This is a genomic window from Aeromicrobium sp. (genome assembly GCF_036675695.1).
Classification (GTDB): domain Bacteria; phylum Actinomycetota; class Actinomycetes; order Propionibacteriales; family Nocardioidaceae; genus Aeromicrobium.
Genome location: NZ_JAKFEL010000130.1, coordinates 1 through 19,977, shown reverse-complemented (window position 1 = coordinate 19,977; position 19,977 = coordinate 1). Strand labels below are relative to the sequence as shown.

The window sequence follows — 19,977 nt, the reverse complement described above, 5'->3', positions numbered from 1 at the left end:
AAGGGTCGACTTGCCCGCGTTGGGGAGTCCGACGATGCCGATGGAGAGAGCCACAAGGGGCTACTTTACGGGCTCGCCCGGAGCCTTCAGACAGAAGGCGCGGAGCTCCTGGTCATACCAGTCCTTGCGCAGACCCAGGTCCTCCATGCCGAGGCGCTGGCAGACCGCTTGCGAGGGTCCATTGGCGGGCTTCGTGACGGCGTACAGCTCAGTCAGACCGGCGGCAAATCCCCTCGCGACGAGCGCCGTCGCGGCCTCGGTGGCGAAGCCATGACCCCACGAGTCGGGGTGCAAATGCCATCCGATCTCCATGTCCGAGCGATCTACACTCTTGCTCGCCGGAATCGGCGCGAGCACCGCCATGCCAGCCACGACGCCGTTGTCCTTGCGTTCGACGGCAAAAACACCGGCTTCGGGCCGATCACCGGCTCGGATCGGCATGCGATCGATGCGAGCATGAGCCTCGTCGATCGTCTGCATCGGTATGCCCTCGCCGCTCCACTTGGCCACCTCGATGCGGCTCATCATGTCGAAAAGCCGCTCGGCATCGTCGTGCGTGTAGGGGCGAAGGATCAGGCGCTCAGTCTCGATCAACGGTTCGCCCACTCCTCGGCGGTCGCCGTGAAGTAGCGCGAGTAGCCCTCGTACCACGGGTCCGGAACGATGCCGCGGTCGATCAGACGCAGCCGCGTGGCGACTGCTGCCGACGGCTCGTTGTCGGGGTACATACCGCACCAGATCTCATCGAGACCGGCGGCGAAAGCGCGGTCGATCAGCGGGATGGCTGCCTCCGTTGCGTATCCACACCCGACCGAGTCGGGGTGCAGGTGCCAGCCGACCTGGCGCTCGTCGTAGTCGGTATTCGGCACCTTGGTGATCATCACCGTGCCCGCCACCACACCGGTGTCCCGAACCTCGATCGCAAGTCCACAACTGGCCGGGCCGACGTCACCGGTATTCCAGTTGTCGATCCAGGCACGAGCCTCGTCGAGATCGGCCATCAGGACGAACGGCGGGTCGCTGATCCAACGAACGACCTCGATCCGACTGTGGATGTCGAGCACCCGCTCCGCATCATCGTGTGTGAACGGACGGAGGATCAGTCGCTCGGTCTCGATGATGCCCACGTGTCGTTCCTATCAGTCCACCTCCCCCAATGTGTCACCGCGGCGGCGCATCATGAGGGTATGGACGCGCGCCCGGTCGAGACGCCCTCACGCCCACGGCGTGCGGGGCACGATCTGAGCGCCCGCCAGGCGATCCGATTCGCCGTCATCGCCATGGCAACACTGACTGGTCTCGACCTGACCGATGGACGCCTCGGGTTCCTGTACTCGCTCGGCTTCGTGTTGATCGTCGTGACCGTCGCGATGGCCGTCGATCTCGAGTCACTGTTCCAGGCGGGCGTGTTCCCGCCAGCCCTCCTGATCGGGTCGTTGGCCTTCGTCGCGATGTTCTGGCCCGACGCGATCCAGGTCAACGGCCTCGCCGACGACGCTGGCTTCATCGGCCGACTCATCGCAGCCACAATCGACCATGGCAAGACTCTGGTCGTTGGCCATGGCCTCGCGCTCGGCATCATCGCCCTGCGCATCACGACGGCGCCGAAGCACCCTCAGCCAAGCACCTCGTCGACATAGCACCAGCGCCAGGCCTCCCCAGGCTCGAAGCTGCGCATCACCGGATGGCCGGTCTCATGGAAGTGCTTGGTGGAGTGCGTGTTCGGCGACGAGTCACAGCAACCGACATGGCCGCACTCCATGCAAAGCCGCAGGTGCACCCAGTCGTGGCCATCCCTCAGGCACTCCTCGCAACCAGTCGGCGTCACTGGCGTCGGTACGACAACTGCCTCAGCAAGGTGCTCGCAGGGACCACCCTGCTCGTACGTCGGCCGCAGCTCGGTCTCCCGGTTGGCTGTCGTCTCGTCTTCGTACATGCGATCAAGTATCGACTCCTCGACGTCGAGCGCATTCATGACACGAGCCAGCACGGACTGGTCGATACTGCCGAGCGCGCGTATGCGCAGCAGCTCATCGCGTTCGCGGGCGAGCATCGCAGCCCGGAGTCGCGAGTACTGCGCGCTGGGTGTTGCCGAACCGCCCAGTCGCTCCCACACCGCGTTCGTACGATCCGTGGCGCGCTCGCGCAGACGATGCATGACTGAGTCAGAGACTGTGCCCTCGACCTCTTCATCCAGGAACTTCATACCCTCGTCGGCCACTGCCTGATAGACCGTCGCCTCCTGCAGATGGTCTTCGTGACGATCGGGCCCGGGCACCTTGAGCAGGCGTACAAGCGACGGAATCGTCAGTCCTTGGATGAGAAGTGTCCCGACCGTGACGACGAAGGCCATCAGGACCAGCACCTCGCGCTTCTCGGTATCCGCCGGCAACAGAAACACCGCTGCCAGCGTGACGACGCCTCGCATGCCGGTCCACGCCACGAGGAACACGACTCGAGGCGAAGGTCGCGGTTCCGAGTCACGGATCTTCGGGATCATGCGTGCGGCATACGTCGCAGGGAACACCCAGAGGATGCGCAGCAGGATCACCGCCGCGAGGACAACCGCGCACGACACCGCGATCCGTGTGCCCGAGACCGTGCTCTCACCGAGATCATCGACGATCGAGCGCACCTGCAGGCCGATCAGCAGGAAGACGGCGTTCTCAAGCACGTACGAGATGGTCGCCCAGTTCGTACGCTCGAACAGTCGCGACGACGCTGACTGGATGATCGGCGACTTGTGACCGAGGATGATGCCGGCGACCACCACGGCAAGCACCCCCGAAGGGTGACCGTCGACGCCAGGGATGTGGATCTCCTCGGCGGGGAGATAGGCGATCCAGGGCGTCAGCAGCGAGACCGCGACGTCCGTGACATCGTCCTGGATCAGCTTGCGGATCTTGCCGATGACGATTGCGACGACGAGACCGATGAGAACGCCGCCGATCGCGGAGAGCACGAAGCTCGCGCCGACCTCCCACACACTCACCGTTCCGCCGATCGCGGCGATCGACGCGCGCAGGGTGACGATCGCGGTGGCGTCGTTGACGAGGCTCTCGCCCTCGAGAATCGTGACGACTCGGCGCGGGAGTCCCACACGGCGAGCGATCGAGGTCGCGGCCACGGCGTCGGGCGGAGCAACGACCGCGCCCAACGCGAAGGCAACAGCGAGCGGCACATCAAGCAGCCACCACACGAGAAACCCGATGCCGGCAGTTGTGAACAGCACAAGGCCGACGCTGAGCAGCGCGATCGGCCGTCGATTCGCTCGGAAATCAACCAGAGAGGTTCGGATCGCCGCTGCATACAACAGCGGCGGAAGCAGGCCGACAAGCACGAGCTCGGGCGTCAGCTCGTACTCCGGAACGAACGGGAGGTAGGACCCCAGGATGCCGACCACAATCAGGACCAGCGGCGCCGACATCCCCAGCCGACCGGCGGCAGCGCTCACCGCCACGGCGAGCGCCAGCAGGGTGACGAGGGTCAGCGCAGTTTCCACGGGATGAGTCTGTCACCAGACTCCTCGCGACCTGCCCTACTTGTAGGGAACGCCGGCCTTCTTCATGTCCTTGCGGAGCTCAGGCGGCAGGGCAAAGATCAGGCTCTCGTCGGCAGTGCGTACGGCCTCGGCACCGGGGTGGCCACGCTCGGCGAGATAGGCCAGCACTTCCTGGACCAGGTCGTCGGGCACGGAAGCGCCTGACGTCACGCCAACGTTCTCAACACCGTCGAGCCACGACTCGTCGATCTCGGAGATGTCATCGATGCGATAGGAGGCCTTGGCGCCGGCCTCGAGGGCGACCTCGACGAGGCGTACGGAGTTGGAGGAGTTGGCCGAGCCGACGACGATCACGAGATCGGCGTTCTTGGCGATCTCCTTGACCGCGACCTGGCGGTTCTGGGTCGCGTAGCAAATGTCGTCGCTGGGCGGATCTTCGAGCTGCGGGAACTTCTGACGCAGCCGACGTACGGTCTCCATCGTCTCGTCGACGCTCAGCGTCGTCTGCGACAACCAGGAGAGGCGCGTACCTTCGGGGAACTCGAGCGAGTCCACGTCGTCAGGAGTCTGGACCAGCGTGATGTGGTCCGGCGCCTCGCCGGCGGTACCTTCGACCTCTTCGTGACCCTCGTGCCCGATCAGCAGAATGCTGTAGCCCTCGCTGGCGAAGCGGCGAGCCTCGTGGTGCACCTTGGTCACCAGCGGGCAGGTGGCGTCGATCGTCTTGAGACTCCGGTCGGCGGCCTCGGCATGCACCATCGGTGAGACACCGTGCGCCGAGAACACGACGGTTGCACCCTCGGGCACCTCATCGAGCTCCTCCACGAAGATCGCACCGCGGTCTCGCAGGTTGTTGACGACGTGCTTGTTGTGCACGATTTCCTTGCGTACGTAGACCGGTGCGCCATAGAGGTCGAGAGCCTTCTCGACCGTGATCACTGCACGGTCAACTCCGGCGCAGTAGCCTCGTGGGTCAGCGAGCAGAACGCTGCCACCAACAGCTGGCATACCGAGCGACACTTCAGTCATGACTCCATCCTAGGCCGTGTCTGGCAAGCCCACGCGCCGCCCGAACGACCCCGCATCCCGATTGCCTGCGTTCTCAGTCCTCGCGAGACAACACTGGGATGGCTTCGGCCCTCGGCCTTGGCAACCGGGCGCGGAGGACGCCCGGATCGGCTGCGCGGGTTGCCAGACACGGCCTACGCGACTCACGAAAGCCAAATGCTGCGACGCTGGCGCTGTCGTTCCATCCCCCTAGGGTGTGCGTATGGCACTCGAGACGTCGGCGGAGAAGCCGGCACCGCTGCGGCAGATCTCGCAGCTCCTCGACGGCTACATCGCCCGGCTCGGTGCGGTCTGGGTCGAGGCCGAGATCGCCCAGCTCACCCGTCGCCAAGGCGTCTGCTTCCTGACGCTGCGTGACCTCACCGCCAAGATCTCGATCGACGCGACCTGCAGCTCGATGATTCTCGATGCGTCACCCACGCCCATCACCGAAGGTGCGCGGGTCGTCGTTCACGCCAAGCCGACGTTCTACTCGCCCCGCGGCTCGCTGTCCCTGGAGCTGCGTGAGATCCGACCGCAGGGCGAAGGCGAGCTGCTCGCCCAACTCGAGCGCCGCAAGCAGCTCCTTGCAGCCGAGGGCCTGTTCGACCCGCGACTCAAGAAGCCCCTCCCACTGCTCCCACGCGGCATCGGCCTGATCACCGGCAAGGCATCAGCCGCCGAGCACGACATCCTGGAGAATGCCCGCCTGCGCTGGCCGGACGTACGGTTCGTGGTCCGGCATGCCCTCATGCAGGGCGCCAGCTCCGCGGCGGACGTCATGGGGGCGCTCCAGCGACTGGCACAGGACGACTCGGTTGACGTCATCGTGATCGCCCGCGGCGGTGGATCGATCGAGGACCTCCTGCCCTTCTCCGACGAAGGCCTCATCCGCGCGGTCCGTGCCATAGCCAAGCCGGTCGTCAGCGCCATCGGCCACGAGCCCGATGTCCCGCTGCTTGACCTCGTCGCTGACCTGCGTGCATCAACACCGACCGATGCGGCCAAGCGCCTCGTTCCAGACGTACGCGAAGAGCTCGCGGGAGTCGCCTCGATGCGCGAGCGCGCCAGCATGGCCATCCGGGCGATCCTCGAGCGCGAGTCTCGAGGACTCGCGGCCATTCGTTCGCGCCCCGTCATGGCCAACCCGTTGACCGTCGTCGACCTGCAGGAGAGCGTCATCCACGATGCCCGCGACCGCGCGCGACGCTCCGTCACACACCGCCTCGATCGTTCGAGCGACGAGATCGGGCACCACCTGGCGCGCGTACGAGCGCTGTCACCGCTTGCGACTCTTGAGCGTGGCTACGCCGTGGCGCACCTCGCCGACGGCACAGTGCTGCGGTCGATCGACCAGGTCGCGCCTGACGTCGAGTTCAGCGTCCGACTGGCTGACGGCAACGTCGGCGTACGCACCACCGAGACGACAGGTAAAGATGAGGACCATGGCTGACACACCAGAGATCCCCTACGAGGAGGCCCGCGACGAGCTCATCTCGGTCGTGCAGAGGCTCGAGGTCGGCGGCACCAGCCTCGATGAGTCTCTGGCTTTGTGGGAGCGCGGTGAGCTGCTGGCCAAGGTCTGCCAGCAGTGGCTCGACGGCGCTCGTTCACGCCTCGCGGCGGCGGCTGGTCAGGACGCAGAGAGCGACGAGACGTAGTCCTCGACCTCGGCACGCGGAGCTTCACCCGTGACGAGAGTGGTGAGACCGGACACCGTACGCACGTACGTCACGTCACCGTCAGGCGCCTTGCGCAGGTCCCACTCCTTGCCATCGATCGTCACGCTGCCGGCCGACTTGCTGTCCTTCGCGTACGTCGCGACAAGCCGCTTCGCGTCACCCTTGCGCTGCTCAAGGCCGACATACTCGTCGTCATCCGTGACGACACCGAGGTGCCATGTGGTCGGCGTGAACTGTGCGGACGTGGCGACCCAGCCCTGGGGAAGGGATGAAGGCGCCAGCAGCTCGAATTGAGCCGCTGGACGCGCGCTGTTGACGGTTGCGACGTAGTCGATCGGCTTGACGGCCGAGTCCGGCGTCTTGGTGAAGAGCTGGCCAAATCCCCACAGCGCGAGGACCAGAGCGCTGAGCACTGCTACCGATCGCACGACGTCACCCATCGAGGGATTGCCGCGCGACGATCCGGTCGAGCTCATGTCCTGCTCCTTGGTTGGTTTCAGCGCTGTCACCCTACGTTCCTGACTTCGCGGACCCCCAAGGCGTACCGGTAAGATGCGGCCGTGGACCGCCTCCAGCCAGACTCCCAAGCCCCAGACCGCAACCTCGCGCTCGACCTCGTACGAGTGACCGAGGCCGGAGCCATGGCGGCCGGACGCTGGGTCGGACGCGGCGACAAGAACGGCGCCGATGGCGTCGCGGTCAACGCGATGCGCAAGCTCATCAACACCGTGCCCATGAACGGCATCGTCGTGATCGGCGAGGGCGAGAAGGACGAAGCGCCCATGCTGTTCAACGGCGAGCAGGTCGGCGACGGCACCGGCGCGGAGACCGACGTGGCCGTCGACCCGATCGACGGTACGACCCTCACCGCCAAGAGCCTTCCCAATGCGGTGTCCGTCATGGCGGTTGCGCCCCGCGGCTCGATGTATGACCCGTCGGCCGTGTTCTACATGGAGAAGCTCATCGCCGGCCCTGAGGCTGCCGATGTCGTCGACATCCGCCTCCCGGTCGCCGAGAACATCTCGCTCGTGGCCAAGGCCAAGGGCATCTCGGTCCGCGATGTCACGGTCTGCGTGCTCGACCGCCCCCGCCACCAGAGCATCGTCGACGAGATCCGAGCCGCCGGAGCACGCATCAAGTTCATCATCGACGGCGATGTCGCCGGCGGTATCACCGCAGCGCGCCCCGACACAGGTGTCGACCTGCTGATCGGCATCGGCGGCACCCCCGAAGGCATCATCACCGCCTGCGCGATCAAGGCCATCGGCGGCACGATCCAGGGCAGGCTGTGGCCGATCGACGATGACGAGCGCCAGCGCGCGATCGACGCGGGCCACGACCTCGACCGCGTCCTCATGACCAACGACCTGGTCAACGCCGACGACTGTTTCTTCGTGGCAACCGGCATCACCGATGGCGAGCTCATGCACGGAGTCCGCTACGGCGCCGGCAAGGCCTACACGGAGTCGATCGTGATGCGCTCGCGCAGCGGTACGATCCGCAAGATCACCAGCGAGCACAGCCTGGAGAAGCTCCAAGCCTATTCCGCCATCGACTACGAAAAGTGAGCCAGAGGCTTACACATTGAGTCTCTACAAGCTGAGGGGCAAATGACTTCATCGGGAGAGCTGTTTGCGTCGCTGCCCTCGGGCATCGACATCTGCTACGAGACCTTCGGCAACGCCGAGGATCCGCCGCTCCTGCTGATCATGGGCATGGGCGGGCCGATGAACTGGTGGTCCGTCGACTTCTGCGAACGCCTTGCCGCGCGGGGCTTCTTCGTCATCCGCTACGACAACCGCGACACCGGCCGCTCGACCAAGCTCGACCAGCACCGGGTCGCGAAGTCGACGGTCTACAAGGCCTACCTCGGCCGCGTCACCCCGCCCTACGGACTGGCTGACTTCGCCGAGGACGCTCTCGGGCTGCTCGACCATCTCGAGCTCGACCAGGTCAACATGGTCGGCGTCTCGATGGGCGGCATGATCGCGCAGACGATCTGCATCTCCCACCCACAGCGCGTCCTGTCCCTGACCTCGATCATGTCGACGACCGGCAAGCGCACGGTCGGTTGGCAGCACCCTCGCGTCATCCCCGCGCTCATGTCGTCGGCGGGCAACACCCGCGACACCTACATCGCCAGGTCCCTTCGGGCATCGGCTGTCATCGGCTCGCCAGCCTTCCCCGCCGCCGAGGAAGCGACTCGCGCTCGCGCCATCGAGACGTACGACCGCGGGTGGTCGGCGAGCGGAACCGTACGTCACATGTTGGCCGTGCTGAGTGCGACCGATCGCACCGAGGATCTCGGCAAGCTGGACCTGCCCGTCACGGTCATCCATGGCATGAAAGACCCACTGGTGCACCGTTCGGGAGGCAAGGCCACCGCGGCCGCGATCCCCGGTGCCGATCACATCGAGATCGGCGGAATGGGCCACGACCTGCCGCCCGCGCTCTACGACATGTTCGTCGAGGCGATCGAGCGCAACACCAAGCGCTCTGTGTCGTCATGAGGCACACCGACTTCCACGCAACCACCGACGTCGCGGTAGTACGGCAGATCATCGCCGACAATCCGTGGGCGATGATCGTCAGCAACAACGACGGCGAACTGGTCGCGTCTCACTACCCGTTCCTGCTCGACGACACGACAGACGAGCTCGTCCTGGTCACCCACGTCGGTCGGCCCGACGACAAGCTGCACGACTTCGCTGACCGCGAGGTCCTGATCGTGTTCCAGGGACAGCATGGGTACGTCTCGCCCAGCTGGTACGAGCCAGGGTCGATCAAGGCTCCGACATGGAACTTCAGTGCCGTCCACTGCCACGGCACGCCCGAGATCCTCGACGCAGAGGCAAACCTTGCCGTGCTGACCAAGCTCGTCGCTCACTTCGAGCGGCACGTCGATGACCCGATGTGGCTCGACCAGGAGTGGGCGCCTCCGATCGCTCGCGGAACCGTAGGTCTGCGCATCCCGATCGACCGATTCACTTGCAAGGTGAAGATGAGCCAGGACAAGGACCCCGTCACCATCCAGAACGTGATCGACCGACTGCGTGAGCCGGGTCCGTACAACCAACCGCACCTCGCCGACGACATGGAACGTGCGCGTACCGAAGGCATCGGTTACCCCGCCAAGGACTGAGAACGACGGGGTGCCGCAACCATCGCCGTATTAGGCTCCAGAGGCATGGATCCGTTCGATCGCGCCGCGTTCGTGAACGCATGCCATACGGCCTTCTCGTTGGCGAGTGACAGCGCAGTGGCCAAGGTGTGGAACAACGAGAGTGCATGCGCCGGAATGACTGTCGGCGGGCTCGCCCACCATCTGCTGGCACAAGCCGGTCATGTGGTCAGCGCCCTCGACACTCCTCCGTCGACCGAGCGACCCATCGCCCTGCTCGATCACTACGCACGGGCCGACTGGGTCAAAGCTGGACCCGATGACGAGGCCAACCTGTCGATCAGGCACGCAGCAGACGAGTCGGCAACCGACGGACACGCAACCGTCCTTGCCCAGGCAGCCAGGGCGCTCGCCCATCTTCCCGAGCTGCTCGCGACACCCCGATCCCCTGACTTCATCCACATTCCGTGGCAGGGCTGGTCATTGACGACAGACGACTTCCTGGTGACGAGGTCGATGGAGATCGTCGTGCACTCCGACGACCTGGCGGCGAGCGTCGGCCTCCCACTGCCAGAGTTCCCTCACAACACCATGGAGCACGTCGTACGCCTCCTTGCCGGGGTGGCGCTGCAACGTCACGGGCAGGAAGCAGTCGTACGCGGACTCAGCCGCCCCCAGCGCGCGCCGAGTTCGATCTCTGCGTTCTAGGCCGTCTGATAGCGGCAAAGGCCGCAGCGATATCGTCAGCCTCATGACCGAATACCGCATTGAGCACGACACCATGGGCGAGGTCAAGGTGCCTGTTGACGCCTTGTGGAGCGCCCAGACCCAGCGCGCCATCGAGAACTTCCCGATCTCCGGCACCCCGATCGAGTCGGCGCAGATCCGCGCGCTGGCCCAGATCAAGGCTGCGTGCGCCAAGGCCAATGCCGAGCTCGGCATCCTCGAGCAGGACATGGCTGACGCCATCGTCGCCGCTGCAGACGAGGTCGCCACCGGCCAGCACGATGCGCAGTTCCCCATCGACGTGTTCCAGACCGGCTCGGGCACCTCGAGCAACATGAACACGAACGAAGTGCTCGCCAATCTCGCCACGAGCAAGCTCGGCAAGCCCGTGCACCCCAATGACCACGTCAACGCGTCGCAGTCGTCCAATGACGTCTTCCCAACCTCTATCCACGTCGCCGCCACGGCATCGGCCTCCAACGAGCTGATCCCGGCCCTCGATCACCTGGCTCTGTCACTCGAGCGCAAGGCCAAGGAGTTCGCGCAGGTCGTGAAGTCCGGCCGCACTCACCTCATGGACGCCACCCCGGTCACCCTTGGCCAGGAGTTCGCCGGCTACGCCATGCAGGTACGCCGTGGAATCGAGCGCATCGAGGCTTCACTCCCTCGTACGGCTGAGGTTCCTCTCGGCGGCACCGCCGTCGGCACCGGAATCAACACACCGATCGGCTTCCCGCAGCGCGTCATCGAGCTGCTCGCCGAAGGCAGCGGCCTTCCGGTCACCGAAGCTGTTGACCACTTCGAGGCGCAGGGCGCCCGCGACGGACTCGTCGAGATGTCGGGCCAGCTTCGTACGATCGCCGTCAGCCTGACCAAGATCTGCAACGACCTCCGCTGGATGGGCTCAGGACCGCGTACGGGGCTCGGTGAGATCAACCTCCCCGACCTCCAGCCCGGCTCGAGCATCATGCCCGGCAAGGTCAACCCGGTCCTCCCCGAGGCAACCCTGATGGTGTGCGCCCAAGTCATCGGCAATGACGCCACGATCGCCACCGCCGGCGCCTCGGGTGCATTCGAGCTCAACGTCATGTTGCCGGTCATCGGCCGCAACTTGCTCGAGTCGATGCGCCTGCTCGGCAACTCCTCCAAGGTGCTCGCCGACCGCTGCATCGACGGCATCACGGCCAACGAAGAGCGCTGCCTCGAGCTCGCCGAGTCGTCGCCGTCGGTCGTCACACCGCTCAACCGCTTCATTGGCTACGAGAACGCCGCCAAGGTCGCCAAGCAGTCGGTCAAGGAGAAGAAGACGATCCGTCAGGTCGTCATCGAGATGGGCTTCGTCGAACGCGGCGACATCAGCGAGGCTGACCTGGACAAGGCGCTCGACGTCATGTCCATGACTCACCCTTGATTCTTCGCGCCGCGACCGACGCTGACTGGCCGCTGATCTGGCCGTTCTTCGACGACATCGTCAAGGACGGCCAGACCTACGCGTACCCGGACGATCTGACGATCGACACCGCCAAGGCGCTCTGGATGGAACCGCCTCCCGGCCGTACGGTCGTCGCAGTCGAGGGCGAGGCGGTGCTCGGTTCAGCCAAGATGGGTCCCAATCGGCCCGGCCGCGGCGCACACGTCGCGACCGCGAGCTTCATGGTCGATCCGGCTGCTCGCGGCAAGGGCGTCGGACGCGAGCTCGGTGTCCACGCGGTCGAGTGGGCTCGGGCTGAGGGATATCGCGCGATCCAGTTCAACGCCGTCGTCGAGACCAACACCTCGGCGGTCAAGCTCTGGCAGGACCTGGGCTTCGCGATCATCGGAACAGTGCCTGAGGCGTTCGACCACCGCGTTCACGGCCTGGTCGGCCTGCACGTCATGCACCTGACGCTCTAGAGCCAGCACGTCCTAGGGTCGATCCATGCGCTTCTCCATCACGGTCGCTTTTCAGCCCGTTGACGAGCTCCTGACCCTTGCCCGCGTCGCCGACGAGTGCGGGTACGACGCCATCTCGATCCCCGACCACGTGGTCGACCTGGAGACGCTCACGACGCCCTACCCGTACACCCCCGACGGCAAGCGACGCTGGGAGCACTCGGCTGAGTGGCCGGATCCGTGGGTGCTGGCGGGCGCGATGGCCGCGGTCACCACCAACATCCACTTCTACACGTCCGTGTACGTCGCAGCGCTGCGCAGCCCGTACCAGGTCGCGAAGGCAGTCGGCACGGTCGCGGCGCTGTCGGGCAACCGCGTGGCCTTCGGGGTGGGCGTCGGCTGGTGCCGCGAGGAGTTCGAGCTGATGGGTCAGGACTTCGGCACCCGGGGCAAGCGCACCGACGAGGCGCTGGACCTGCTCGCTGAGCTGTGGTCCCCAGGATGGAACTCGTTCGAGGGCACCTTCTACCCGACGCCGCGACTCGTGATGGAGCCGACGCCGACTGCACGGATCCCGATCTACGTCGGAGGTCTGTCCGAGGCAGGTATGCGTCGTGCCGCCCGTCACGACGGCTGGATCGGTGACCTGTACTCGACCGAGGAGGCCGGCAAGCACGCACGCCGACTGGCGGAGATCCGCGAAGAGCTCGGGCGCGACGGCGACTTCCGCTTCATCACGGCGCTCACCGACGCATTCCTCCCCGAGCAGTTCGCCGCCGCCGAGGAGGTCGGGGTCACCGATGTGTGGACGATGCCGTGGGCGTACTACCACGGGCTCGAGTGCAGCCTCGAGCAGAAGGTTGACGGCATCCGGCGCTTCGCCGACGACGTGCTCAAGCCGTTGGAAGCCGCGAAGCTCTAGAGCCGGTGCGCGAGGAGATAGCCGCCCTCGCCGTACAGCAGCTCGTAGGTCCCGCCATATTTGTCCTGCGCGTACGTCACTGCATCCGACGGCGAGCCGATGTTCGATTCGACATCGAGCAAGACGTACTCGGGAGGCGGATTGCCGGGAGTGCCAAGCCAATAGACCGTGTTGTCCGTTGTCAGGTGGGTCATCAACCCGATGTCAGTCTCGACAGAACTGCCCTTGGGTATGAGCGCCAGCACCTCACGTGCCTCCTCGGCCCGCGGCGACTCGGCGTACGTCTCGGAGTCGAACAGTGCAACCAATGGCGAGCTGACCAGCATGAGCCCCGTGACCACCAGCGCCGGGAGGGTCGCCCAGCGCAGCTGTGACCAGCGCTTCATCCCGTCGATCATCGCGACGAACACGATCGGCATGAGCACGAGCGAGTAGTGCCACTCAGTGCCCCAGTAGTAGGCGTTGTCCCCCGCGAAACGCCACGCGAACGTTGGCAGCACCAGTAGGAGCCAGGGAGAGAACAGGGCGGCGAGACCCGTGACGGCCACCGTCAACATGACGGTCGCGGCCTTGCGGTCGACCTCATCGAACAGCGTCGGGAGGATGCCGCGGTCGCCGCCCAGCGAACCAGCATGGGTGTAAGAGCCGTCTGGCGCGATCGACGGCATCAGCACGAAGACGATGAACACCCCGGCGACCAGACCGACAGCGCCGAGAGCCGCGCCGCGACGGTGTTCGCCCGCCAGCCACAGCACGCCTCCGATCACAGCGACCGTGAGCCCGAACTCCTCCTTGACCAGCATGAGCGGCAACGACCAGAGGACGACCGCATCGAAACGGCGCTCCACGTACGCAGCACCCGCCAGCGCAAGCAGCGGTGCCGCGAACGCGACCTCGTGGAAGTCGACCTCGACCGCAGCAAGCAAGCCAAACGATGCGCCGTACGCGACGCCGATCGCCACTCCGATGACAGTGCCGAGCTGGCGGATGGCCAGCGCAGCGATGATCGCGACCGAGATCGCCAGCAAGACCGCCTGGGCTATCAGGATCGTCTGAGCTGACGGGAACAAGCGGTAGAACGGTGCGATCAGCACGAGAATCGGCGAGAAGTGGTCGCCGAGCTGGTTGAACCCGGCACCGCGCACGTCGATCGTCGGCGCACCAAAGTGCGCATACCCGCGCACGGCCTGCTCGAAGATGGCGTTGTCCCACGACGAGAGCGCGAACCGGTCGAACCGGGCCAGCGAGATCACTCCGTACGCGACCCCGTACACCGCACCGAGGAGACCCGCCAGGACCCAGGGGCGGCGATCCATGCTCAGTCTTGAGGGAGCGAAAGGTTTTCGCCCGTTTCCGGATCGAAGACGTTGATCTTGGATCGTGGGATGACGACGCGGATCGACATTCCGGCCTTCAACGTGCTCTCTGCCGCGAGCTCGGCGACCACGAAGCTCTGGAACAGGTCAAAGTCCAGCAGGTCCTCGACCTCGCTCAGCCGAGCCTCGACATCTGGGTCGGTGTCGTAGCCGAGGTAGGCGAGCTGGGTGCTGCCCTGCCACTCCACGTCGTCGATACGGGTGGTGAACTCGACCTTGTCGGTCACGGTTGCGGCAAGCGGACTCGACGACTCCTGGCAGTCCTCGGGCCGAATGCCCACCACGACGAGGTCGCGATCGCCGATTCGCTTGGCCAGCTCGTCATCGAGGTACATCGTCGCCAGAGGCATGACGAGCTGACTGCCGGTCGGCCGAGCCGGTACGAGGTTCATCGGCGGCGAGCCGAGGAATCCCGCGACGAACATGTCCTTGGGCGCTTCGTAGAGCTCACGTGGCGTGCCGACCTGGTGCACGAACCCCTGGTGCAGGACGGCGACTCGATCGGCAAGGGTCAGCGCCTCGGCGATGTCGGAGGTCGTGAAGATCGACGTACGGCCCGCTTCGGTCTGCCACTGCGCAGTCACCGAACGAACATGCGGGCGGGCGCGGGCGGCTTGCTTGGAGAACGGGTCATCGAACAAGTACGCGGCCGCATCGCGTACGAGGGCACGTCCGAGTGCAACCCGCTGACGCTGAGCGTCGTCGAGATCGCCTGGCTTGAGCTCCAGCAGATCAGTCAGAGCGAGGAACTCGCTGACCGAATTGACCCGATCGGAGATGGCGACCTTGTCGAGCGAGCCGCGGCGAAACTTCCTCGTAGCCTTCTCGCGCCTCAGCGTCGACGAGAACGCGAGATTGTCGAATGCGTCGAGCTGCGGGTGGAGTGAATAGTCCTGGAACACCATCGACAGGTCGCGCGTTCGCGGGTTGGACTTGGTGACGTCGACTCCGTCCAGCAGTATCTCGCCGAACGTCTGATCCTCAAGCCCGACCAGTACGCGCAGCAGCAGACTCTTGCCAGCACCCGAGGGTCCGATGATCGCCAACGTCGAGCCGGACGGGACGGTGATGCTGACGTCGTCCAGCAGCGGGCGGACACCACGGCCAGCCACTGTCAGGTTGCGGAGCTCGATCGACGTCATCGGTATGACCTTCCCAGAAGTTGGTGGATCCTGCGCGGTACCACGAGAAGCAAGATGACCGGCAGCGCAGCCCAGAGCAGTCCGGCGGCGGCAATCGTCGCGGACGAGGCGGTGTCGAGATCGCCCCGCGCCATCAGTAGCGATGCCGGCAACGGCGCGTCCGTCGTAGACAGCGCCGCGCCGAGCACGTAGTCCTGAGAGCCGACGACAAAGACCAGGAGCGCGATCAGCAGGATGCCTGGGCCGAAGACTGGCACGACGAACCGGGTGAACCGCTGACGACGTGTGGCGCCGTCGGCGCGTACGGCTTCGCCAAGCGACCAGGGGGCGCGCTTGAACAACGTGACGAACAGCCAGATGGACAGCGGCAGGGTGATCAGCAGCGCTGGCGGAATGAGCGAGAGGCGAGATCCGAAGCGATCCAGCGAGATCACCTGATCGGCGATCGGTCCGGCGAGCGCAACGAGCGGGATCAGCAGCACCGCGATGATGAGCGCGTACGCAATACGGCCACCCTTGACCCTGAGCCGCACCAACGCATAGGCCGCGGCGATCGCCAACGGGATCGAGACCAGCGTCGCGACGCCTGAGACCAACGCCGACGTGAGTGCTGCCCGCCTCATGCTGCTGGAGCCAAGGACATCGCCAAACGTGTGCCACGAGACCTCGTTCGGCCACAGCGATCTGGCGGTCAGGTCTGCCGGTGTCGTGGCGACGGTGAAGGTCCAGAGCAGGGGCAACAGCGTGAACATCAGGAACACTTCGAGGCCGAGCACAGCCCAGAACGAGACCGAACGATTGGTGTCGGCGAACAGAATGCCGGCAGCTCCCGTCAGCATCAGCACGGCGGCCGCTCCGAGCCACAGCCACTGGTCCGGGCGCACAACCATGAGGATGCCGTAGTTGGCGAGGGTGAAGCCGAGCGCGAACGAGGTGCCGGAGGCCCACAGGCGCGACCGGACGGACGGAACGAAGGCGACAGTGCTCATACGACCCTCCTCACGCGGAACAACTGCACGAGCAGCACGCCAAGCACCGCGGCGATCGCGAGCAGCACGATCGACATCGCAGCGCCGAGGCCGAGCTCAAATGACGAGAACGTGGTGTCCCAGATAACCTGCGGGGCCGTGTGTATGTCTGCACCCGGCTCGTCGACCAGCAGCGGACCCTCGATGGCGCGGAACGCGTCCAGCGCGCGATAGGCGATCGCGACTGCGAACGCGGGACCCATGACGGGGAGGATCACCCGTTGCAAGCGCTGCCATCCGGTTGCACCGTCTGCGACTGCGGCCGCATGGAGCCGGCCGGATACCTGGGTGAGACCCGCCAGCAGGATGACCGCGACGATCCCCGTACCGCGCCAGATCTCGCCGAGACTGACCGCCGCGAGCTGGTCGAGCTGGCCGACGCTGTCGAGCCGGAACCAGCTCGCGAGGAACCCCGTTGTCGCCGCATCACGCCACACGACGGCGGTCACGATTGCGGCGATCGCGAATGGCAGGAGCACGAGCATGCGGGTGACGGGCCAGAGCACCGTCAGTCGGCGCAGGACCAGCGCGAAGGCGAAGCCGAGCGCCAGCTGCACCGCGACGACCAGCACGACGATGATCAGGCTCGTCGCGATGGCGAGCCACCAGGTCCTGTTGGTCAGGATCTCGACGTAGTTGTCGAATCCGACGGACGTGCGCGCCTCAGGATTGGTGAGCGAGTAGGAGGACAGGGACAACCACACGGCGCGCCCGATGGGCCAGGCCGTGATTGCGAGAAGCACAACGACTGCCGGCGCGAGCCACACCCAACCCCTCATCGAGGTCGGCGCCTTGGGCCGACCGCTTCCCGGCATCCTCACGAAAGCCGGCTTCTTCACGAACTTCATGGGAGATCACCTCGCAGGCGCGCAGTGACGATGCGCTGCGAGTCCTTCGGGGTGTCGTCGTTGACACCGGTCAGCGGGAGCCATGAATCGTCGATCGCGCTGCGCACGAGATTCCAGTGCGGCGTCATGGGTACGGCTCGCCCGGACATCACGGCAGCCTTCGTGACGAGCGCCATCGGGAAGGTCGTGCCCAGAGCCGGGTCGTCGTACGTCGTGAGCCGGCTCGAGCTGTGACCCGCGCTGCTCATGATTGCCCGCATGGCTGACGGACCTGTCAAGCACGAGATGGCTTTGTACGAGAGGTCGGTTTGCGTCGCGTACAGCGGCACGGCAAGGCCGATTCCAGCCAGCGGTGCAACGCTCGTCGTTCCACTCATCGGGTAGGGCGCCCACCCCATGTCAGCTGCAACGCCGGCCAAGGCGGGATCGGAGATGACCGAACTCGGCGCCAGCAGGAAGCCGCCGGTCGGTGCCGCGAAGGCCTCAAGCGCATTGCGCGAGGGGCCGGGTCCGACGTTGGCGTCGTTGTAGAACTTCACGACTCCAGCGGCCGCGCGGCCCGCGTCAGAGTCGAGGCCGACCTGGGCGCTGCGACCCGTACCGGCGATCAGCTCTCCACCGCTTCCCGCGATGAGCGCGTTGAGCCACTCACTGAGCCCCGACCCGTCGGGATCGTCGATCTGCACGGTGAGGCCAAGTCGCTGGGCGCCCGCGATCAGCGCGTCCCAGCTCACTGCCTTGGTCGTGTCGAGGCCCGCCCGCTCGGCGACCTTCCCGCGGTACCAGAGGAGCTGCGGGTCGAACCACCACGGCGCAACGACGAGCGCATCCTCGTACGTTGCCGCCTGGAGGGCGGCGGGCGCGATGTCCTTGCTGTACTCCGGGATCAGGTCCTCGGGAACCGGTGCGAGGAACTGCGCCTCCGCAAACTCTGCCGTGAACGCAGAGTCGAGGCTCAACAGGTCGATCGAGGTGTCCTTGGCGACCAGCCGTCGTACGAGCGTCTGGTGCCGTTCGTCAACGTCCGTCGGCAGCTCCTTGACGGCGATCCGGTAGTCAGCGGTGTTGCATGACGTCGCCAACGCCTGTGCGTCGATCCGGTCGGGGCCGACGTACCAGTTGAGCGTGACCGTGGCCTCCGGCTTCGGGTTGCTGCCACAGGCTGCGAGCGTGACCAGGGCCAGGCCAATGGCCGCGACCCGTTTCCCTCGAACGCTCACGCGGTCACTCTGCCACAGGAGAGGGCAGCGTTCAGGCGGTTAGAGCGTTCTTGGTCTCCCCTGTCAGAGAGTGACGTCCTCGAGCATTTCGGTCACCAGGGCGGCGACCGGAGAACGCTCGGAGCGAGTCAGCGTGACGTGGGCGAAGAGCGGGTGGCCCTTGAGCTTCTCGACCACGGCGACGACACCGTCGTGGCGACCGACTCGCAGGTTGTCGCGCTGGGCGACATCGTGGGTGAGCACGACCTTGGAGTTGGCGCCGATACGCGAGAGCACCGTCAGGAGCACATTGCGCTCCAGCGACTGTGCCTCGTCGACGATGACGTACGAGTCGTGCAGCGAGCGACCACGGATGTGCGTCAGCGGGAGCACTTCGAGCATGCCGCGATCGAGGATCTCCTCGATGACCGCTGTCGAGGTGACAGCGCCAAGGGTGTCGAACACCGCCTGCGCCCAGGGGCCCATCTTCTCGGACTCGCTGCCGGGCAGGTAGCCGAGCTCCTGGCCACCAACTGCGTACAGCGGGCGGAAGATGACCACCTTCTTGTGCTGTCCGCGTTCCATCGTGGCTTCGAGTCCTGCGCAGATCGCGAGAGCCGATTTGCCGGTGCCTGCACGGCCACCGAGCGACACGATGCCGATCTCGGGGTCGAGGAGGAGGTCGAGAGCCACGCGCTGCTCGGCGGAGCGACCATGGATGCCGAACGCATCTCGATCGCCGCGTACGAGCTGCACCTGCTTGTCTGCGGTCACGCGTCCGAGGCCGCTGCCCTTGTCGGACACCAGCACCATGCCGGTATGGCACGGCAGGTCGCGGGCCTCAGCGAGGTCGAGGGTGCCCGACTCGTACAGCTCGTCCAGGTCGGTGCTCTCAACGTCGACCTCGGTCATACCGGTCCAGCCGGACTCGAGCGCGAGCTCGGCGCGGTACTCCTCGGCGACCAGGCCCACAGCCGACGCCTTGACGCGCATCGGCAGGTCCTTGGACACGATCGTGACGTTGAAGCCTTCGTTGGCGAGATTGCGCGCCACCGAGAGGATGCGGGTGTCGTTGTCGCCGAGCCGGAAGCCGGCGGGCAGCGACTCGGGATCGGTGTGGTTGAGCTCGACGCGGATCGTGCCGCCCTCGTCGCCGATCGGCAGCGGCACATTGAGCGAGCCGTGCTGGATGCGGAGGTCGTCGAGGAATCGCAGCGCGCTGCGGGCGAAGTAGCCGAGTTCCGGATGGTGTCGTTTGCCCTCGAGCTCGGTGATCACCACGACTGGGATCACGACTTCGTGCTCATGGAAACGATTGACGGCCGCGGGATCTGCCAGCAAGACGCTGGTGTCCAGGATGTACGTGCGGCGGTCCGGGCTCGTGCTCTTCTTAGCAGCCACAGCTGTCTCCCTAAACGAACCCGCGCGCGCCCTGCGCCGGCTCTTACTCGGCGGAAAGGGCCAGATCTCGTTGCTCAGGGGCGAGCGTCAACACTCTTTGAACGTATGCCT

21 protein-coding genes are annotated in these 19,977 nt (G+C 65.8%); 10 read left to right on the top strand and 11 right to left on the bottom strand.

Annotated elements, in window-relative coordinates; translation table 11 throughout:
- Positions 1-60 precede the first annotated feature (60 nt).
- Positions 61-606 carry a GNAT family N-acetyltransferase gene (locus tag V6M39_RS08490; RefSeq protein ID WP_332643385.1) on the bottom strand — a complete coding sequence of 182 codons (546 nt, stop codon included), beginning with the start codon at positions 604-606 and terminating at the stop codon, positions 61-63.
- Positions 591-1,127 (bottom strand): GNAT family N-acetyltransferase, encoded by a 537-nt coding sequence (locus V6M39_RS08485; RefSeq protein ID WP_332643384.1) that lies wholly within the window; start codon positions 1,125-1,127, stop codon positions 591-593. The genes V6M39_RS08490 and V6M39_RS08485 overlap by 16 nt, the downstream gene beginning before the upstream one ends.
- Positions 1,128-1,187: 60 nt before the next feature.
- On the opposite strand from V6M39_RS08485, the gene V6M39_RS08480 reads away from it, so the two are divergent.
- Entirely contained in the window at positions 1,188-1,640 is a 453-nt protein-coding gene (locus tag V6M39_RS08480; protein ID WP_332643383.1) for a DUF6542 domain-containing protein, read from the top strand.
- Here the strand turns inward: V6M39_RS08480 and V6M39_RS08475 are convergent.
- Positions 1,616-3,502, bottom strand: a complete 1,887-nt coding sequence (locus V6M39_RS08475) for a Na+/H+ antiporter (protein WP_332643382.1) — start codon at positions 3,500-3,502, stop codon at positions 1,616-1,618. The two genes, V6M39_RS08480 and V6M39_RS08475, sit on opposite strands and share 25 nt — an antisense overlap.
- Positions 3,503-3,538: 36 nt before the next feature.
- Positions 3,539-4,531 carry a 4-hydroxy-3-methylbut-2-enyl diphosphate reductase gene (locus tag V6M39_RS08470; RefSeq protein WP_332643381.1) on the bottom strand — a complete coding sequence of 331 codons (993 nt, stop codon included), beginning with the start codon at positions 4,529-4,531 and terminating at the stop codon, positions 3,539-3,541.
- Positions 4,532-4,772: 241 nt separating this feature from the next.
- On the opposite strand from V6M39_RS08470, the gene xseA reads away from it, so the two are divergent.
- Together xseA and V6M39_RS08460 are read left to right on the top strand one after the other, a co-directional pair.
- Positions 4,773-6,002, top strand: coding sequence for an exodeoxyribonuclease VII large subunit (gene xseA, locus V6M39_RS08465; RefSeq protein ID WP_332643380.1), 1,230 nt, complete (start codon positions 4,773-4,775; stop codon positions 6,000-6,002).
- Positions 5,995-6,210, top strand: a complete 216-nt coding sequence (locus V6M39_RS08460) for an exodeoxyribonuclease VII small subunit (RefSeq protein WP_332643379.1) — start codon at positions 5,995-5,997, stop codon at positions 6,208-6,210. The genes xseA and V6M39_RS08460 overlap by 8 nt, the downstream gene beginning before the upstream one ends.
- Here the strand turns inward: V6M39_RS08460 and V6M39_RS08455 are convergent.
- The gene (locus tag V6M39_RS08455; protein ID WP_332643378.1) at positions 6,183-6,707 is read right to left on the bottom strand and encodes a DUF4245 domain-containing protein; all 525 of its coding nucleotides are present in this window, start codon (positions 6,705-6,707) and stop codon (positions 6,183-6,185) included. The two genes, V6M39_RS08460 and V6M39_RS08455, sit on opposite strands and share 28 nt — an antisense overlap.
- A gap of 84 nt (positions 6,708-6,791) precedes the next feature.
- On the opposite strand from V6M39_RS08455, the gene glpX reads away from it, so the two are divergent.
- The 7 genes from glpX to V6M39_RS08420 are packed head-to-tail and all read left to right on the top strand — an operon-like array spanning position 6,792 to position 12,872.
- The gene (gene glpX / locus V6M39_RS08450) at positions 6,792-7,799 is read left to right on the top strand and encodes a class II fructose-bisphosphatase (RefSeq protein WP_332643377.1); all 1,008 of its coding nucleotides are present in this window, start codon (positions 6,792-6,794) and stop codon (positions 7,797-7,799) included.
- 42 nt (positions 7,800-7,841) lie between these two features.
- Positions 7,842-8,741: an alpha/beta fold hydrolase gene (locus tag V6M39_RS08445; RefSeq protein WP_332643376.1), complete on the top strand. Its 900-nt coding sequence runs from the start codon at positions 7,842-7,844 to the stop codon at positions 8,739-8,741.
- Positions 8,738-9,373 carry an FMN-binding negative transcriptional regulator gene (locus V6M39_RS08440; RefSeq protein ID WP_332643375.1) on the top strand — a complete coding sequence of 212 codons (636 nt, stop codon included), beginning with the start codon at positions 8,738-8,740 and terminating at the stop codon, positions 9,371-9,373. The genes V6M39_RS08445 and V6M39_RS08440 overlap by 4 nt, the downstream gene beginning before the upstream one ends.
- Before the next feature lie 45 nt (positions 9,374-9,418).
- Positions 9,419-10,060 carry a maleylpyruvate isomerase N-terminal domain-containing protein gene (locus V6M39_RS08435; protein WP_332643374.1) on the top strand — a complete coding sequence of 214 codons (642 nt, stop codon included), beginning with the start codon at positions 9,419-9,421 and terminating at the stop codon, positions 10,058-10,060.
- 43 nt (positions 10,061-10,103) lie between these two features.
- Entirely contained in the window at positions 10,104-11,489 is a 1,386-nt protein-coding gene (locus V6M39_RS08430) for a class II fumarate hydratase (RefSeq protein ID WP_332643373.1), read from the top strand.
- Positions 11,486-11,971 (top strand): GNAT family N-acetyltransferase, encoded by a 486-nt coding sequence (locus tag V6M39_RS08425; protein ID WP_332643372.1) that lies wholly within the window; start codon positions 11,486-11,488, stop codon positions 11,969-11,971. The genes V6M39_RS08430 and V6M39_RS08425 overlap by 4 nt, the downstream gene beginning before the upstream one ends.
- Positions 11,972-11,996: 25 nt before the next feature.
- Positions 11,997-12,872 carry a TIGR03619 family F420-dependent LLM class oxidoreductase gene (locus V6M39_RS08420; RefSeq protein ID WP_332643371.1) on the top strand — a complete coding sequence of 292 codons (876 nt, stop codon included), beginning with the start codon at positions 11,997-11,999 and terminating at the stop codon, positions 12,870-12,872.
- On the opposite strand, the gene V6M39_RS08415 is transcribed toward V6M39_RS08420, so the two are convergent.
- From V6M39_RS08415 to V6M39_RS08390, 6 genes are all read right to left on the bottom strand, one after another.
- A complete protein-coding gene (locus tag V6M39_RS08415) occupies positions 12,869-14,188 on the bottom strand; it encodes a DUF2079 domain-containing protein (protein ID WP_332643370.1) in 1,320 nt (439 codons plus the stop codon). The two genes, V6M39_RS08420 and V6M39_RS08415, sit on opposite strands and share 4 nt — an antisense overlap.
- A gap of 2 nt (positions 14,189-14,190) precedes the next feature.
- Complete coding sequence (locus V6M39_RS08410) at positions 14,191-15,390, bottom strand: ABC transporter ATP-binding protein (protein WP_332643369.1); 1,200 nt, start codon at positions 15,388-15,390, stop codon at positions 14,191-14,193.
- A complete protein-coding gene (locus V6M39_RS08405) occupies positions 15,387-16,379 on the bottom strand; it encodes a carbohydrate ABC transporter permease (protein ID WP_332643368.1) in 993 nt (330 codons plus the stop codon). Before V6M39_RS08405 ends, V6M39_RS08410 begins: the two co-directional genes overlap by 4 nt.
- A complete protein-coding gene (locus V6M39_RS08400; RefSeq protein WP_332643367.1) occupies positions 16,376-17,266 on the bottom strand; it encodes a carbohydrate ABC transporter permease in 891 nt (296 codons plus the stop codon). Before V6M39_RS08400 ends, V6M39_RS08405 begins: the two co-directional genes overlap by 4 nt.
- The gene (locus V6M39_RS08395; RefSeq protein ID WP_332643366.1) at positions 17,263-18,486 is read right to left on the bottom strand and encodes an extracellular solute-binding protein; all 1,224 of its coding nucleotides are present in this window, start codon (positions 18,484-18,486) and stop codon (positions 17,263-17,265) included. Before V6M39_RS08395 ends, V6M39_RS08400 begins: the two co-directional genes overlap by 4 nt.
- A gap of 63 nt (positions 18,487-18,549) precedes the next feature.
- Complete coding sequence (locus V6M39_RS08390; protein ID WP_332643365.1) at positions 18,550-19,866, bottom strand: PhoH family protein; 1,317 nt, start codon at positions 19,864-19,866, stop codon at positions 18,550-18,552.
- Between the last annotated feature and the right edge of the window lie 111 nt (positions 19,867-19,977).